We start from the raw sequence: 601 nt of genomic DNA, 5'->3' as shown, positions 1-601 counted from the left end.
GCCGCGCGGGCAGCCAGCCGAGCGACGGTGCGAGCCACATGTCGATGCGGCGCGTGTCGCCGTCGCGCCGCGGCAGGCGCATGAAGTGCCGCGCGCCGATGATGCCGGCCTGCGTCTGCACCTGCTCGTCGCCGATCACGGTGATCGGCCAGGTCTCGCCGCTGTTGTTGTCGATCACGAAGAACTGCTGCGTGACGCCCGGCTTGTACGCAGACGGATTGCCGCGCACGAGCCCCGACAGCTGCATCAGCATGCTGAAGCGGTCCTGTATGCCGTCGGGCAACGGTGCGTTGTTCGGCGTGCGCGTGAACACGACCTGCCGGATCTCGCGATTGAAGATCGCGATGTCTTCCGGACGCTTGCCGCGCTTCTCGACATAACGGTCGGGCGCGACGCCGAACGCGTCGATGCGGCCTTCGCTGCGATAGGAGAACGGGCCGACGAACGGCACGGGCATCGACACCGACAGGTCGTAGGTGCGCCCGTCGGTACGCCAGTGGATCGTGCCGATCATGTTCTGCATGCCGTTGTAGAACGTGTCGTACTGCAGGTCGCCGGAGGGCGGCGCGATGAACTTCACGCCGCTCGTCGCGGGGCCCGG

The 601-nt window shown here is 67.4% G+C and carries 1 protein-coding gene; it reads right to left on the bottom strand.

The window, feature by feature from the left end; all coding sequences use genetic code 11:
- On the bottom strand, positions 1-601 hold a 601-nt coding region (locus ABY44_RS13995; RefSeq protein ID WP_431641321.1), incomplete at both ends, for a DUF3108 domain-containing protein.

Origin of the sequence: Burkholderia sp. ZZQ-2 (genome assembly GCF_050768715.1) — a bacterium.
Lineage (GTDB): Bacteria > Pseudomonadota > Gammaproteobacteria > Burkholderiales > Burkholderiaceae > Burkholderia > Burkholderia cepacia.
This window is presented reverse-complemented; position numbering and strand designations above follow the sequence as displayed.